At 59.8% G+C, this 15,703-nt stretch carries 13 protein-coding genes; 10 read left to right on the forward strand and 3 right to left on the reverse strand.

The genetic code is table 11. From position 1 onward, the window contains the following. The first annotated feature begins 119 nt into the window (after nt 1-119). Together AMM33_RS02295 and AMM33_RS02300 are read left to right on the forward strand one after the other, a co-directional pair. Nucleotides 120-1,070, forward strand: a complete 951-nt coding sequence (locus AMM33_RS02295) for a homoserine kinase (protein WP_090138378.1) — start codon at nt 120-122, stop codon at nt 1,068-1,070. Nucleotides 1,071-1,097: 27 nt separating this feature from the next. After that, nucleotides 1,098-1,880, forward strand: coding sequence for a BPSS1780 family membrane protein (locus tag AMM33_RS02300; protein WP_090138379.1), 783 nt, complete (start codon nt 1,098-1,100; stop codon nt 1,878-1,880). 107 nt (nt 1,881-1,987) lie between these two features. On the opposite strand, the gene AMM33_RS02305 is transcribed toward AMM33_RS02300, so the two are convergent. From AMM33_RS02305 to AMM33_RS02315, 3 genes are read right to left on the reverse strand one after another with little or no spacing between them, the layout of a single operon-like run. Further along, on the reverse strand, nt 1,988-3,007 hold the full coding sequence (locus tag AMM33_RS02305; protein WP_090138750.1) for a methionine synthase: 1,020 nt from the start codon (nt 3,005-3,007) through the stop codon (nt 1,988-1,990). Nucleotides 3,008-3,033: 26 nt separating this feature from the next. Further along, the gene (locus tag AMM33_RS02310) at nt 3,034-4,053 is read right to left on the reverse strand and encodes an LLM class flavin-dependent oxidoreductase (RefSeq protein WP_194945183.1); all 1,020 of its coding nucleotides are present in this window, start codon (nt 4,051-4,053) and stop codon (nt 3,034-3,036) included. 24 nt (nt 4,054-4,077) lie between these two features. Further along, nucleotides 4,078-5,796, reverse strand: coding sequence for a long-chain fatty acid--CoA ligase (locus tag AMM33_RS02315; protein ID WP_090138381.1), 1,719 nt, complete (start codon nt 5,794-5,796; stop codon nt 4,078-4,080). Between the two features lie 197 nt (nt 5,797-5,993). Here AMM33_RS02315 and AMM33_RS02320 point away from each other — a divergent pair, with 197 nt between their 5' ends. From AMM33_RS02320 to AMM33_RS02355, 8 genes are all read left to right on the forward strand, one after another. After that, entirely contained in the window at nt 5,994-6,617 is a 624-nt protein-coding gene (locus AMM33_RS02320; protein ID WP_090138754.1) for a response regulator, read from the forward strand. 234 nt (nt 6,618-6,851) lie between these two features. Then, entirely contained in the window at nt 6,852-8,333 is a 1,482-nt protein-coding gene (locus AMM33_RS02325; RefSeq protein ID WP_090138383.1) for a nucleobase:cation symporter-2 family protein, read from the forward strand. A gap of 183 nt (nt 8,334-8,516) precedes the next feature. Next, the gene (locus AMM33_RS02330; protein ID WP_090138385.1) at nt 8,517-10,817 is read left to right on the forward strand and encodes an NADP-dependent malic enzyme; all 2,301 of its coding nucleotides are present in this window, start codon (nt 8,517-8,519) and stop codon (nt 10,815-10,817) included. Between the two features lie 171 nt (nt 10,818-10,988). Beyond that, nucleotides 10,989-12,023, forward strand: coding sequence for an ABC transporter substrate-binding protein (locus AMM33_RS02335; protein WP_090138387.1), 1,035 nt, complete (start codon nt 10,989-10,991; stop codon nt 12,021-12,023). A gap of 125 nt (nt 12,024-12,148) precedes the next feature. Then, a complete protein-coding gene (locus tag AMM33_RS02340; RefSeq protein ID WP_090138389.1) occupies nt 12,149-12,967 on the forward strand; it encodes an ABC transporter ATP-binding protein in 819 nt (272 codons plus the stop codon). A 13-nt stretch (nt 12,968-12,980) separates the two neighbouring features. Next, on the forward strand, nt 12,981-13,748 hold the full coding sequence (locus tag AMM33_RS02345; protein WP_090138391.1) for an ABC transporter permease: 768 nt from the start codon (nt 12,981-12,983) through the stop codon (nt 13,746-13,748). A 54-nt stretch (nt 13,749-13,802) separates the two neighbouring features. Then, nucleotides 13,803-14,633, forward strand: a complete 831-nt coding sequence (locus AMM33_RS02350) for an urease accessory protein UreD (protein ID WP_090138755.1) — start codon at nt 13,803-13,805, stop codon at nt 14,631-14,633. 53 nt (nt 14,634-14,686) lie between these two features. Then, entirely contained in the window at nt 14,687-15,688 is a 1,002-nt protein-coding gene (locus tag AMM33_RS02355; RefSeq protein ID WP_090138393.1) for a virulence RhuM family protein, read from the forward strand. Nucleotides 15,689-15,703: the final 15 nt, after the last annotated feature.

A 15,703-nucleotide genomic window follows, 5' to 3' on the forward strand; every position in this document is an offset into this window, starting at 1 on the left:
GAGTGCTTGCGGCAACACACATTCATTTGCCCAGGCCACCCCAGTGTGCAGTGCCTGCCCCGCCTACAATCTCCCCTTCGTTCACACAGCGGCCATCCAGCGGGCCACCGATTGCAAACATGGCGGTATTCACCGAAGTCACCGAAACCCAGGCCAATGACCTGATGCAGTCCCTGAATTTGGGGCGACTGTGCGCTTTGCGCGGCATTGAGGGCGGCATTGAAAACACCAATTACTTCGCCACCACCGATCAAGGTGAGTATGTGCTGACCGTTTTTGAGCGCCTGACCCATGAACAGCTGCCCTTTTATTTGTTGCTGATGAAGCACTTGGCGGGCCGCGGCATCCCGGTGCCGGACCCCGCCGCCAACAGAGATGGCGATGTGCTGCACACCCTCAGCGGTAAACCCGCCGCTGTGGTGAACAAATTGGCAGGCAAAAGCCAGTTGCAGCCCCAAACTGCCCATTGCGCCGCTGTGGGGGACATGTTGGCACGCATGCACTTGGCCGGATCCGATTACAACCGCAGCCAGCCCAATCTGCGTGGCTTGCCTTGGTGGAATGAAACAGTGCCCGTGGTGCTGCCCTACCTGGATGAGGCGCAAGCGACCCTGCTGCGCAGTGAACTGGCTTACCAAAACCACATCGCCCAGGGTGCGGCTTATGCGGCTCTGCCCCGTGGCCCTGTACATGCCGACCTGTTTCGCGACAACGTGATGTTTGATGGCGAGCAGCTCACTGGTTTTTTTGACTTTTACTTTGCTGGCGTGGACGCCTGGTTGTTTGACCTGGCCGTCTGCCTGAACGATTGGTGCATCGACTTGCCATCTGGCAGGCACGACCAGGATCGCGCCCTGGCCATGCTGCACAGCTACATGGCCGTGCGCCCCTTGAGCGCTGCAGAACGTGAATTGCTGCCCGCCATGTTGCGAGCAGGAGCATTGCGCTTTTGGATTTCACGCCTTTGGGATTTTTACCTGCCACGTGAAGCCTCGATGCTCAAGCCACACGACCCCACGCACTTTGAGCGCGTGCTGCGTGGTCGCATTGATCAACCCGTGACGCTTTGAACGCCTTTCTTTTTTGAGCACATCACCATGCAATTGAACATCGTCCCTGCCCGCTCTGGTCCGCATTGGGCGATGCAAGGCATACGCACGTTTTGGCGACAGCCGCTGGCCATGTCGGGCCTGTTTTTCCTGTTCATGGCCACCGTGTCTTTGGTTTCGATGGTGCCGTTCATCGGACCAGTCTTGGCCTTGATGGTGCTGCCCAGCCTGACTTTGGGCACGATGGCCGCCACTCAGGAGGCTGCCGAGGGCAAGTTCCCCATGCCTGCGGTGTTGTTTGTCGCGCTCAAAACCGGCCCGCAGCGCAAAGCCATGATCCAGCTGGGCGGCCTGTATGCCTTGCTGTTCATCGGGGTCATGTTGGCGTCGGCGTTGATGGACGGCGGCACTTTTGCCAAGGTGTATTTCGGTGCAGCGGCCATCACCCCAGAGGCGGTCAATAACGCGTCATTTCAAGCGGCCATGTGGTTGTCCATGGTGCTTTACATTCCCTTGTCGATGATGTTCTGGCATGCACCTGCCCTGGTGCACTGGCAGGGCTTGCCAGCCGTCAAAAGTCTGTTCTTCAGCTTCGTGGCCTGTTGGCGCAATCTGCGCGCCTTTGCGCTCTATGTTTTGGTCTGGATAGGCGTATTCATGGGCTCTGGCATGTTGGCACTGCTGGTGTCGACACTGCTGGACGATGCCCAATCGATGGTGGTCGTCTTCATGCCTTTGGCGCTGTGCGTCATGGCCATGTTTTTCACCTCGATCATGTTCACCGTCAAGGATTGTTTCAGCTCGGATGTGCAGGCTCAACCGCCGCAGTGACAAGTTGGCTTGCCTGCACAAAGGCATTCATCAGGGGCGACAACCGCAGGCTGTCAAGGCATCGCCCCCTTGCAGGCCAGCGCTCTCAAAACTGACCTGCTGGATGCTCAGGCGTAGCGCTGGCTGGCCAGTTTGGCACCTTCGGCCAGGGCCTTGAGCTTGGCCTCGGCCACGGCGCGGCTCATCGGAGCCAGGCCGCAGTTGGTGCAGGCTATCAGCCGGTTCTTGGGCACGAACTGCAAGGCGCGGCCAATGGTGTCGGCGATTTCTTCGGGCGTTTCAATGGCCGGGTTGGCCACATCGATCACGCCGACCATCACGTCCTTGCCCTCCAGCAGCTTCATCATCTCCATCGGCACATGCGAGTGCATGCACTCCAGGCTGACTTGCTGGATGCTGCTTTGGGCTAGGGCTGGGAACACTTTTTCGTACTGACGCCACTCGTCGCCCAAGGTCTTTTTCCAGTTGTTATTGGCTTCGATCCCGTAGCCGTAGCAAATGTGCACGGCTGTGGTGCAGGTCAAGCCCCGCGCGGCCACTTCGAGCGCCTTCACACCCCAGTCAGCGGCCTCGTCCATGTAGACGTTGAAAGCGGGTTCATCGAACTGGATGATGTCCACGCCGTCAGCCTGCAGCGCCAGCGCTTCCTGGTTGAGCAATTCGGCAAAGGCCATGGCCATCTTGACCTTGTCGCCATAAAAACGGTCGGCCACGGTGTCGACAATCGTCATCGGGCCAGGCAAGGTGAATTTGAGTTTTTTCTTCGTGTGGGCACGGGCGAGCTGGGCTTCGAAGGCGTGTACGCGGCCTTTGAGGCGCAAGGGTGCAATGACTTGCGGCACCTGCGCGTCGTAGCGCTTGTTGCGGATGCCCATGGTGACCTTGTTGACGAAGTCGATGCCCTCAACCTGCTCGACAAAGCCGTGCACAAAGTGCTGGCGCGCCTGTTCTCCGTCGCCAATCACATCGAGACCCGCGTCTTCTTGGGCCTTGATCCACAGCAGTGTGGCATCGGCCTTGGCTTGCTGCAGCTCGGGGCCTTGGATGGTCCACTGCGGCCAGAGTTTTTCGGTCTCGGCGAGCCAAGCGGGTTTGGGCAAGCTGCCAGCGATTGCAGTGGTGAACATGTCAAAAATCCTGAGGGTTTCAAAAATCAAAGCGTGGAGTTTGCCGCCAATCCAAATTCTTGGGCGAGCAGTTCGTACGATCGGCATTGGGCGGCGGGGTCATGCGTCCAGGTGATGACCACTACTTCATCGACTTCCAGCCGGGCGGCCAATTGGCGCAGCTTGCGGCCCACCGTGGCAGCCGAGCCGATCAGGGCCGAATCGCGCAGACGCTCCAGGGCAAATTGCTCGGCCGGGCTGTAATCACGCGCCGCTTCTTCAGGCGGCAAGAGCGCCCCGATGCGGCCCAGATTCCGGTCCATCTTCCAGCGGGCGCGGCTCTCGAACAGTCGCAGCGCCTCTTCGTCGGTGTCGGCGGCCAAGGCCCAGACGCACAAGGCAGCGTGAGGCTTGGCCAAGCCCGCGCTGGGCCGGAAAGTTTCACGGTAAATCTGCAGCGCTTCGTCTGCGCCCTGCCCATCGGTGATGAAGTAGGCAAACGCATAGGGCAAGCCCAGGTGGGCGGCCAATTGGGCCCCATAGTCCGAGCTGCCCAGCATCCACACCGTGGGCGAGGTGTCCGACTGAGGGTAGGCAAACACGTTGTGCCCCGGGTGGCCGGGCGGCAGGTTGTGGCCACTCACCCAGGCTTGCATTTCCATGAGCTGCTGCGGAAAACGCTCCGAGGCACTGCGGTCCGGGTTGAGCAACTGCGCGGTGCGCCCGTCGCTGCCGGGCGCGCGGCCCACGCCCAGGTCGATGCGGCCGGGCGCCAAGGCGTCCAGCACCCGAAACTGCTCAGCCACTTTCAGCGGCGCGTAGTGCGGCAGCATCACCCCTGCGCTGCCGATGCGGATGCGCTGGGTGCGGGCGGCAATGGCGGCCATCAAGACCTCGGGGGCACTGCCCACGATGCTGGGGTGGCTGTGGTGCTCGCTCACCCAGAAACGGTCATACCCCCAAGCCTCGGCCTTTTGCGCCAACGCCAGGGTCTGGCGAATGGTCGCGTCCTGGCCGCGCCCGGAGGCAGCAGCCGATTGGTCAAGGATGGAAAGTCTCAGGCTCATTGGGATGGGGATGAATAAACGGGCTCAAGCCTTCGCAGGTGCGCCCAAGGCGGCCATTTCGGCCTCTTGCAGTGCCCGCCACATGACTTTGCCGCTGCCGCTCTTGGGCAAGGCGTCGACAAAACTCACGGCGCGGGGCATTTTGTAAACGGCCATGTTCTCACGGCACCAGTCGATGATGTCCCGCTCAGACACTTGGCCTTTTTGGTCTTGCCGCAAAACCACCACCGCTTTGACCGACTCGCCCCGGTAGGCGTCGCGAGTGGCGATGATGCAGGCCTCTTGAATGGCAGGGTGGCGGAACATCAAGGCCTCGACCTCGGCTGGCCAGACCTTGAAACCGCTGGCGTTGATCATGCGCTTCAAGCGGTCGGTCATGAAGAAGTAACCTTCCTCATCGACCCGGCCCATGTCACCGGTGCGGAAGAAGGTTTTGCCGTCACGCTCGAAAAACGCGTCAGCCGTGGCGTCAGGCCGCTTCCAGTAGCCCTTGAACACCTGGGGGCCGCTGCTCACGATTTCCCCGGACTCTCCAACAGGCAGCTCCTCCAAAGTCTCGGGGTTCACGATGCGGGAATCCACGCTCATGAAAGGGATGCCCAAACACTGCTTTTTGGGATGATCAGGCGGGTTGCTGTGCGAAGGCGCAGCAGTTTCTGTCAGACCATAGCCTTCGGCATAGCGCAGACCAAACTGATCGAGCAAGCGCTGAGCCACTGCTTCGGGCATGGCAGCCCCACCACCGCCAATGTAGACCAGGCTGGAGAGGTCGTACTTGTCCATATGCGGGCTGCCCAACAGGTCGATCACCATGGTCGGTATATTGGTCCAGTGCGTGACTTTCCACTTGGAAATCAGATAGCCCGCCACATCGCGGTCCCAGCGCGGCATGATCACCAAGCACGAACCCAGCAATATATTGGTGTGCATCAAGCTGACCATGCCGGTGATGTGGAACATGGGAACAACACACAAAGTCACGTTTTCTGGCGTGCCATTACCCCAAAGACCACTGGCCATGGCGTTGTGCATGATGGTGCCATGGGTATGCATGCAGCCTTTGGGCAGACCGGTGGTGCCGCTGGTGTAAGGCAACACTGCCATATCGTTTGTCGTGGCCTTGACCTCAGGCAAGGATCTTGTCGGCTCAGTCACCATCCAATGGCCCCAGGCATGCACCTGACCGGTAGACAAATGAGGGAGCGCGTGCTGGGTCAGCAACCAACTGCGCCAAGACTGTGGCAAATCCTCCGGGCTCACTTGTTCGGGATCGAACACGTCCGTGAATTGTGTGACCACCAAATGCTGCAGGCGCTGCTCGGCAGGCAAAGCTTCACTGGCTTGGGCCATATCCGGGGCCAGATCGGCGGTGGTCACTGCCACGCGGGTGTCCGGGTCGGTGATGTAGTGCTTGAGCTCTTCGGCCTTGTTCATGGGGTTCACGGGCACCACCACCGCATCCAGCCTCAAGATGGCGAAATGGGTGATGACCAGCTGCGGGCAATTTTGCATGTTGAGCACCACACGGTCCCCCGGCTGCACCCCTAATTCAGACAAGTGCGCCGCCATGCACTCTGACGCCTGCATCAGTTCATGGAATGTCCAGACCCGCCCCATGAACACCAAAGCTGCTTTGTCAGGATAACGCAATGCACTGATGGCCAGATTCATCCACAGCGATGTGGCAGGCGGCGTGATTCGTGTCGGCAAACGGGCGGGCCATACAGCGTCGTGGACGGGCATCTGATGTCTCCTGAACTGAATAATGTGGCTTGCATGTTAATCGTCTTGGGTCAACCGCAAGCCATCTGCTTTGTCGCAGGCGGGACGATCAGAAATGATTGAATAAAGGATTAAGAAACTGTTTCCAATTGTTTATTTTTTTGTCCCTTAGTGTTATTTTTATAGCCCATTAACATTTTTATCACTAAAATATGCTCATGCAAACACAACACACCCCCGACACCCTCGAAGATTATTGCGGTACCACCTACGCAGCCAAATTGCTTGGACTGTCGGTGGGTACGATCCAGACGCTCGTCGAAAAAAACGAGTTGCAGGCCTGGAAAACCCAAGGTGGGCATCGCCGTATCTCCATGCCGTCCATCCGCGAGTACCAGCGCAAGCACAACATGCTGATGTCCCCGCTCGACAACCGCGAAGGGCGTCTCAAAGTCTTGCTGGTGGAAGACGATGCGGTCACCCGCGACATGCTGCGCGACTTTTGCAATCGCTGCGAAATGCCTGTGGACTGCACGGCCATGTCCTCCGGACTCGAAGCATTGATCGACATCGCCAGCATTCAGCCCGACGTGATGATTGCGGACCTGAACATGCCCGGAGTTGACGGATTTGAACTTCTGCGCACATTGCGCCAAACCTCCCAGTTCAACCGAATGACTTGCTTGGTCATTTCAGCACTGTCGCAGGAAGAAATTGCAGCTCGCGGTGGGCTGCCTGAAGGCACCATCTTCATGGCCAAACCCATCAACATGCAGTGGTTCAATGGCTTTTTCACCGCGCTGATGGCTGGCCGAAAAGTTGAACTGCAAGCCGCGTCCTGAATTTCCCCTTTCTGCCCCTCTATGCGCCACAGAGCGCAGCGGTTTGCATCCGACTTTGCCCCATTCATCAAGCCACTGCATGTTGTGCAGTGGCTTTTTTTATGCCCCATGCCTTGCAGGGTTTTCACCCATCCCTGACAACTCCAATTTTGTATACAGTTTGGCACACAAAGCAGCACACCTTTAGCCGCTTTGGGTTTTCCCCTCACCGTTTACAAGCAAGGAGTACCCTCCATGAGTTCAACTATCCACCCCGTGGACGAAAAACTGCCCTCGGGCAAGCTCGCCGCTTTGGGCCTGCAACATGTGCTGGTGATGTATGCCGGCGCGGTGGCCGTGCCCCTGATCGTGGGCCGCGCCCTCAAGCTCAGCCCTGAACAAGTGGCGATGCTGATCTCGGCCGACCTGTTTTGCTGCGGTTTGGTCACGCTGATCCAATCGCTGGGTGCCACACAGTGGTTTGGCATCAAGCTGCCCGTGATGATGGGCGTGACGTTTGCGTCTGTGGCCCCGATGGTGGCCATGGCCAACAACAACCCGGGCGTGCAAGGCGCGGGGCTGATCTTTGGCGCCATCATTGGCGCGGGGGTGATATCGATCTTGATTGCGCCCATCGTGAGTCGCATGCTGCGGTTTTTCCCGCCTGTCGTCACCGGCACCATCATTGCCGTCATCGGCATCAGCTTGATGCGCGTGGGCATCAACTGGATTTTTGGCAACCCCTTCGGCCCCACAGCGCCCAGCATCCCTAACCCGGAACACCTGGCCTGGCTCGATGCGGCCAAACAAGCGGCCAGCACGGGTGCAGTGCCCCCGGTGCCTGCCGGCATGAACATCGTCGGCTCGGTGCCCAACCCCAAGTACGCGCAGCTGTCGCACATCGGCATTGCCGCCATTGTGTTGGTGTCCATCTTGCTGATTGCCAAGTACGCCCGTGGCTTTGTGGCCAACATTTCGGTGCTGCTGGGCATCGTGATCGGTGGCGTGGTGGCTACGGCCGCTGGCCTCATGACGTTTGACAAAGTCGGCAAAGCTGGCTGGTTTGACTTGGTGCTGCCTTTCGAAATCGCCACACCCGTCTTTGATCCGATCCTGATCCTGACCATGACCTTGGTGATGATCGTGGTGATGATCGAGTCGACCGGCATGTTCCTCGCCTTGGGCGATCTGACGGGCAAAAAAGTGGATCAAAAAATGCTCACAGCCGGTCTGCGCACCGATGGCTTGGGCACCCTGATTGGCGGCATCTTCAACACCTTCCCCTACACCAGCTTCTCGCAAAACGTGGGCTTGGTCGGCGTGACCGGCGTGAAAAGCCGCTTCGTCTGCGTGGCAGGCGGCGTGATCCTGATCGTGCTGGGTCTGCTGCCCAAAATGGCCGCCCTGGTCGAGTCGCTGCCCACCTTTGTGCTGGGTGGTGCGGGCTTGGTGATGTTCGGCATGGTGGCGGCCACCGGCATCCGCATCCTGGCCAACGTGGACTACAAGGGCAACCGCAACAACCTGTTCATCGTGGCGATTTCGATCGGCTTTGGCATGATCCCGCTGATCGCGCCGCGCTACCTGCAGTGGATGCCACACAGCATCCACCCGCTGATCGAGTCGGGTATTTTGCTGGCCTCCATCAGCGCCGTGCTCTTGAACCTGTACTTCAATGGCTCCAACGGCGACAGCAGCGATGCCGTCGAAGCGGCCAAACAAGCCGATTCGCACTGAAGGCAATCACCTGAAGACATGGATACCCGGTCAAGCCGGGTGTGACATGCTTTCGTCACCCAAAAGCCAAGCCCAGCGCTTGGCTTTTTTGCTTTTTATGCAGGTAATCCGCAGGGTATTGGGCCCGCCAAATGGGTTACGCTTTCTAATTAATTCCCCTACTCAGCCAAAGAGACACTTTTCATGAGCCAAAAACCACTGTCCCCCGCCGAAGAAGCACTGCGTGAAGCGGCCCGCGATTACCACCGCTTTCCCACACGCGGCAAGGTCTCGGTCAACCCGACCAAGCCCCTGTCCAACCAGCGCGATTTGTCGCTGGCTTATTCGCCCGGTGTGGCTTACCCCTGCTTGGACATCGAGGCCGACCCGTCCAAAGCATTTGACTTCACCTCGCGCGGCAACCTGGTGGCGGTGATCACCAACGGCACGGCTGTGCTGGGCCTGGGCGACATCGGCCCGCTGGCGGCCAAACCCGTCATGGAAGGCAAAGGCTGCCTGTTCAAGAAATTCGCGGGTATTGACGTGTTCGACATCGAGCTGGCCGAGCGCGACCCGGACAAGCTGGTGGACATCATCGCCGCCATGGAGCCGACCTTGGGCGGCATCAACCTCGAAGACATCAAAGCCCCAGAGTGCTTTTACATCGAGAAGAAGCTGCGCGAGCGCATGAACATCCCGGTCTTCCACGACGACCAGCACGGCACCGCCATCATTGCCTCGGCCGCCATGCTCAACGGCCTGGAGCTGGTGAACAAGGACATCGGCAGCATCAAGCTGGCCGTATCGGGCGCAGGCGCTGCGTCCATCGCCTGCCTGGATGTGATGGTGGGCTTGGGTGTGAAGGTCGAGAACATTTTTGTGTGCGACTCCAAGGGCGTGATCTACGAAGGCCGCCCCGGTGGCTACGACGAATCCAAAGCCCGCTACGCCCAAAAAACCGACGCCCGCACGCTGGCCGACGCGGTCAACGGCGCGGACGTGTTCTTGGGCTGCTCGGCACCCGGCGTGATGACGGTGGACATGATCAAAACCATGGCGCGTGACCCGGTGATCCTGGCGCTGGCCAACCCCGAACCCGAAATCCGCCCCGAGCTGGCCAAAGCCGCCCGCCCCGATTGCATCATCGCCACCGGCCGTTCGGACTACCCGAACCAGGTCAACAACGTGCTGTGTTTCCCCTACATCTTCCGGGGCGCACTGGACTGCGGCGCGACCAAAATCACCGAAGCCATGAAGCTGGCTTGCGTGCGCCAGATCGCCGACCTGGCCAAGGCCGACATCAGCGAAGAAGTGGCCAGCGCCTACGCGGGCAAAGAGCTGTCTTTTGGGCGAGATTACCTGATCCCCACGCCTTTTGACTCGCGCTTGATTTTGCGCATCGCGCCTGCCGTGGCGCAAGCCGCCTTTGACTCGGGTGTGGCCACGCGCCCCATCACCGACATGGACGCCTACCGCCAGCAGCTGCAAAGCTTTGTCTCGCAAACCGGTTTGTTGATGCGCCCCATCTTCAACGCCGCCAAGGCGGTGCCCCAAAATGCCAAGCGCGTGGCCTATGCCGATGGCGAGGACGAGCGCGCGCTGCGTGCCGCCCAAATGGCCATCGACGACAAACTGGCGCACCCGATCCTGATCGGCCGCCCCGCCGTGATCGCTGCCCGCATCGAAAAAGCCGGGCTGCGCATGCGCTTGGGGGTGGATGTGGACAACGTCAACCCGGAAGACGATGAGCGCTTTCGCCAGTACTGGGAGCATTACCACCACTTGATGAAGCGCAACGGCGCCACACCCGCGGTGGCCAAGGCGGCGGTGCGCCGCTCCAACACCATCATCGGCTCGCTCATGGTGTCCTTGGGCGATGCCGACGCCCTGATTTGCGGCCTGACGGGCAACTACATGACCCACCTGGAGCGCATCGACAGCATTTTGGGCAAACGCACAGGCGTGACCAACTACGCCGCCGTGAATGCGCTCGTGAGTGACTTGGGGCCACTGTTCATCACCGACACCTATGTCAACGAAGACCCGAGTGCCGAGCAACTGTCGGAAATCGCGGCCATGGCGGTCAAGGAAATCCAGCGCTTTGGCATCGTGCCCAAGGTGGCCTTTCTGTCGCATTCGAGCTACGGCTCGTCCAAGCGCGCATCGGCCCGCAAGATGCGCTTGGCACGAGACCTGTTCGTGGCGCAACACCCCGACATCGAGTGCGATGGCGAGTTGCACGGCGATGCCGCCTTGCAGCCTGAAATCCGCAACGTGTATCTGGAAGACAGCACCCTGAGCGGCTCGGCCAATTTGTTGGTCTGCCCCAACCTGGACGCGGCCAACATCTTGTACAACGTGATGAAAACCACCACCAGCGGTGGCGTGACCGTGGGTCCCATCCTCATGGGCGCGGCCGGCACGGCGCACATCCTGACGCCCGCAGCCACCGTGCGCCGGGTGCTCAACATGACCGCACTGGCCGCAGCCGGTGCGCGCAGCTGAGCGGGCTCAACCCCGCAAAGCCCCAATTTGGTGCCTATTTCGACCGAGATGGGCACCAAAACAGGGGGGTTTATAGGGGATGGACCTGACATACACCGTCAGGTACATGCCGGATAATGGCACCGATTTTGCTAGACAAGAGTCACCGTTTATCAGACCCAGGAGCCCCTCATGAACAAGCGTTTCTTACTCAAGGCCACGGCCGCACTGGCAGCAGCCGCCTCTTTTGGTCTGGCACAAGCCCAAAGCACCCCCATCAAGTTCCAGATGGACTGGCGCTTTGAAGGCCCTTCTGCTTTCTTCTTGTTGCCTGCGGCCAAAGGTTATTTCAAGGACGCCAAGCTGGACGTGACGGTGGATTCGGGCAACGGTTCGGGTGGGGCGGTGACCCGTGTCGCTTCGGGCACTTATGACCTGGGTTTTGCCGACCTGGCCGCCCTGATGGAATTCCACGCCAACAACCCCGACGCCCCCAACAAGCCTGTGGCCATCATGATGGTCTACAACAACACCCCCGCTTCGGTGATGGCTTTGAAGAAGTCCGGCATCAAGACCCCCGCCGACTTGGCTGGCAAAAAACTCGGCGCTCCCGTGTTTGACGCCGGTCGCCGAGCATTCCCCATCTTCCAAAAAGCCAACAGCATTGGCAACGTGGCCTGGACCGCCATGGACCCACCATTGCGCGAAACCATGCTGGTGCGCGGTGACGTGGACGCCATCACTGGCTTCACCTTCACCTCGCTGCTCAACATCGAAGCGCGTGGCGTGAAGGCCGAAGACGTGGTGGTCATGCAGTACCCCGATTTTGGCGTCAAGCTCTATGGCAACGCCATCATCGCCTCGCCCAAGATCCTGAAGGAAAACCCCGCCGCCGTGAAAGCGTTCCTGGCTGCCTTCACCAAGGGCGCCAAAGACGTGATGGCCGATCCGGCCAAAGCCATTGAATCGGTCAAGGCACGCGACGGCATCATCAACGTGGCGCTCGAAACCCGCCGCCTGCAATTGGCCATCGACACCGTGATCAACAGCCCATCGGCCCGCGCCGAAGGCTTTGGCCAAATCAACGCCCCGCGCATGACGCTGATGGCTTCGCAAGTGTCGGACGCCTTCAACACCAAGACCCGCGTCAAGTCCGAAGAGATCTGGAACGGCTCTTTCCTGCCCACTGCCAAAGAGCTGGACATCCTGCCCAAAGGCAAGAAGTAAACCAGTGCCAGCTTCGGGGCATGCCGCCCCGGCGCTCAGGGCCCACCGCCACCCTGCTCGGGTCGGTGGGCTTTTACAGGGCGTAGCGTGTATACACTTTCGAACACCATTTTCGAGCTCTCACCATGACCCAAGAATCATTCGTTGATTTCCAGAATGTCTGGCTGGCCTACAACGACGAGTTGCTGGCACAAAACCACTTCGCTGTCGAAGACATCAACCTGCAGGTCAAGCAAGGCGAGTTCATCGCCATCGTCGGGCCCTCGGGCTGCGGCAAGTCGACCTTCATGAAGCTGACCACGGGCCTGAAAATGCCCAGCAAAGGCCGCATTCTGGTCGATGGCCAGCCGGTGACTGGTCCGCTCAAGATCAGCGGCATGGCGTTTCAGGCCTCGTCCTTGTTGCCTTGGCGCACCACGTTGGACAACGTGTTGCTGCCCCTCGAAATCGTGGAGCCTTACCGATCCAACTTCAAGCAAAAAAGAGAAGAGTACGCAGAGCGCGCCCGCAAACTGCTGAACACTGTGGGCCTGGGCGGCTACGAAGACAAGTTCCCGTGGCAACTGTCGGGTGGTATGCAGCAACGCGCCAGCATCTGCCGCGCCTTGATCCATGAGCCCAAGATGCTGCTGCTCGACGAGCCTTTTGGCGCGCTCGACGCTTTCACCCGCGAAGAACTCTGGTGCATCTTGCGCGACCTGTGGACCGAGCAAAAGTTCAACGTGATTTTGGTCACACACGACCTGCGCGAATCGGTGTTTTTGGCCGACACGGTGTACGTGATGAGCAAGAGCCCCGGCCGCTTTGTGGTGAAAAAAGAAATCGACCTGCCGCGCCCGCGTGATCTGGAGATCACCTACACCCCGGAATTCACCAACATCGTGCACGAGCTGCGCGGCCACATCGGGGCCATGCGCAAAACCGGTGCGGCCATCAACCAATAAGCGGGAGCCTCTCATGAACAAAAAATCGCTCGAAAGCTGGTCGCCCTGGATCTTGCTGGCGCTCAGCATCCTGATTTGGGAAGGCCTGTGCCGCGCCTTCAACGTGTCGGAATTCATCTTCCCCAGCCCCTCGCGCATCGCACAGCAAACCATCGAATACCGCGACGTGATCGCGGGCCACGCCTGGCGCACCTACTGGGTGACCATGGTGGGCTTTGGCATCGCCATCGTGGTGGGCGTGCTGCTGGGCTTCATCATTGGCAGCTCACGCTTGGCCTATGCCGCCGTGTACCCGCTCATGACCGCCTTCAACGCGCTGCCCAAAGCGGCCTTTGTGCCCATCTTGGTGGTGTGGTTCGGCATCGGCATCGGCCCCGCCATCTTGACGGCCTTCCTCATCAGCTTCTTCCCCATCATGGTGAACATCGCCACCGGCTTGGCCACGCTGGAGCCTGAGCTCGAAGACGTGCTGCGCGTGCTGGGTGCCAAGCGCTGGGACGTGCTGGTCAAAGTGGGCCTGCCCCGCTCCATGCCTTACTTTTATGGCTCACTCAAAGTGGCCATCACCTTGGCCTTTGTGGGCACCACGGTGTCCGAGATGACGGCCTCGAACGAAGGCATTGGCTACCTGCTGATTTCGGCCGGTTCAGCCATGCAAATGGGCTTGGCGTTTTCTGGCTTGGTCGTGGTCGGCGCGATGGCCATGATCATGTATGAGCTGTTCAGTTACATCGAAAAGCGCACCACCGGCTGGGCACACCGCGGCTCGCAAGGCGAATAAGGCGCATGCTGTTTTGCGCGTGACGCAGTCGGCTCATCCAAGGGAGTGCATCAGATGACTTGGTTGGCCCGACTGGATTTGGACTACACGCTCGAAGCCAATCGCAGCGTGACCCGCTACCTGCACCAAGGCCCGCTGCGCATCTTGCAAAGCCTCTACCCCGAGGGCGATGCCGTCTGCCACAACGTGCTGGTGCACCCGCCCAGCGGCTTGGTGGGTGGCGACACACTGGACATGCGCGTCACCGTAGGATCTGGGGCGCATGGCCTGGTCACCACGCCCGGGGCCACGCGCTTTTACAGGTCTGAAACGGGGCTGGCCACACAACAGGTGCATGCACGGGTTGAATCTGGCGCACGTCTGGAATGGCTGCCTTTGGAAGCCATCGCATACAGCCAATGCGATGCGCTCAACCGCGCTGTGTTTGACCTGGCCCCCGACGCAGAAATGATGGCTTGGGACATCACCGCATTTGGCCTGCCTGCGGCGGACATGCCTTTTGCACAGGGCACCTTTCGCCAACATTTGGAGATTCCCGGTGTGTGGCTGGAGCGCGGCACGATCAACGCCACCGACACCCGCTTGATGAACAGCCCGCTGGGGCTGGCCGGGCAACGCTGCATGGCCACGCTGGTGTTTGCGGCGGGCAGCGCCATGGCGGATGAGCGCATCGAACGGGCTTTGGGCTGTGCCCGCGAACTGCTCGAAGCGTCGGAACTGCGCCTCATGGCAGGGGCCACCTCACCGCACAAACAAGTCATCGTGGTGCGGGTGCTGGCACCAGTGACCGAACCCGCCATGCAGTTGCTCCGAAAAGTATGGGCTGCTTGGCGGCGTGAGATGTGGGGCTTGCCGGGGGCTGTGCCACGCTTGTGGAACCTGTAGGCTGCACAATGCCGTTTGGCCCAATTGAGGCGGAAAGAAAACAGGGGGGGTGTATGAGTGAGCTGATCATCTATCGAAGCGACGATGGCAAGGCACGTGTGCAGTTTCGCGCCTTGGACGGGATTCTGTGGCTGAGCCAGCTGCAGCTGGCCGAGCTATATGGCGTGACAGTGGCCAATATCAACATTCACTTGCGCAAGATCGTGCAAGAGGGTGAGTTGGCCGCCGAGGCAGTTATTAAGCAAGACTTAATACCTGCCGCCGACGGCAAACGTTACCCCACCAAACTCTACCGACTGGACATGGTGCTGGCCGTGGGCTACCGCGTGCGCTCGGTGCAAGGCACCCAATTCCGCCAATGGGCCACCGCCCACCTGACCGAATACCTGGTCAAAGGTTTCGTCATGGACGACGAACGCCTGAAAAACCCCGGCGGCTGGGACTATTTTGATGAACTGCTGGCGCGCATCCGCGAGATCCGTGCATCAGAAAAGCGCTTTTACCAAAAAGTGCGTGACCTGTTTGCCCTCAGCAGCGACTACCAAGCCAACGAACAAACCGCCCAACTCTTCTTTGCCGAAGTACAAAACAAACTGCTTTACGCCGTCACGCAACACACCGCAGCCGAAATCATCCGCGACCGGGCTGACGCCAGCGCCCCCAACATGGGCCTGACCTCATGGGAAGGCAGCCGAGTGCGCAAGGCCGACGTGATCGTGGCCAAGAACTATCTGAACGCCGATGAAGTGGACACCCTCAACCGGCTGGTCGTCATCTTTCTGGAACAAGCAGAGCTGCGCACCAAAGACCGCCAACCACTCACCTTGGACTACTGGCGTCAGAACGTGGACCGGCTGTTGGCCTTCAACGACAAGCCCATCTTGCAAGGCAGCGGCAAACTCAGCAACGAACGCGCCAAACAGATCGCCCATGATCGCTACGACAGTTTTGACACCCAGCGCCGACAGGCCGAGGTTCTGGCTGCCGATGCGGAAGATATGAAAGCGCTGGAAGCAGTGGCAAAAAAGAATTCTCAACATCCACGCCCGGCGTGAGCGTGCAGACGACCA

It is taken from the genome of Limnohabitans sp. DM1 (genome assembly GCF_001269385.1).
Classification (GTDB): Bacteria; Pseudomonadota; Gammaproteobacteria; order Burkholderiales; family Burkholderiaceae_C; genus Limnohabitans_A.

Coding starts and splice junctions, on each gene's coding strand:
- AMM33_RS02295 (WP_090138378.1), top strand. CDS start 120: ATGGCGGTATTCACCGAAGTCACCGAAACCCAGGCCAATGACCTGATG.
- AMM33_RS02300 (WP_090138379.1), top strand. CDS start 1,098: ATGCAATTGAACATCGTCCCTGCCCGCTCTGGTCCGCATTGGGCGATG.
- AMM33_RS02305 (WP_090138750.1), bottom strand. CDS start 3,007: ATGTTCACCACTGCAATCGCTGGCAGCTTGCCCAAACCCGCTTGGCTC.
- AMM33_RS02310 (WP_194945183.1), bottom strand. CDS start 4,053: ATGAGCCTGAGACTTTCCATCCTTGACCAATCGGCTGCTGCCTCCGGG.
- AMM33_RS02315 (WP_090138381.1), bottom strand. CDS start 5,796: ATGCCCGTCCACGACGCTGTATGGCCCGCCCGTTTGCCGACACGAATC.
- AMM33_RS02320 (WP_090138754.1), top strand. CDS start 5,994: ATGCAAACACAACACACCCCCGACACCCTCGAAGATTATTGCGGTACC.
- AMM33_RS02325 (WP_090138383.1), top strand. CDS start 6,852: ATGAGTTCAACTATCCACCCCGTGGACGAAAAACTGCCCTCGGGCAAG.
- AMM33_RS02330 (WP_090138385.1), top strand. CDS start 8,517: ATGAGCCAAAAACCACTGTCCCCCGCCGAAGAAGCACTGCGTGAAGCG.
- AMM33_RS02335 (WP_090138387.1), top strand. CDS start 10,989: ATGAACAAGCGTTTCTTACTCAAGGCCACGGCCGCACTGGCAGCAGCC.
- AMM33_RS02340 (WP_090138389.1), top strand. CDS start 12,149: ATGACCCAAGAATCATTCGTTGATTTCCAGAATGTCTGGCTGGCCTAC.
- AMM33_RS02345 (WP_090138391.1), top strand. CDS start 12,981: ATGAACAAAAAATCGCTCGAAAGCTGGTCGCCCTGGATCTTGCTGGCG.
- AMM33_RS02350 (WP_090138755.1), top strand. CDS start 13,803: ATGACTTGGTTGGCCCGACTGGATTTGGACTACACGCTCGAAGCCAAT.
- AMM33_RS02355 (WP_090138393.1), top strand. CDS start 14,687: ATGAGTGAGCTGATCATCTATCGAAGCGACGATGGCAAGGCACGTGTG.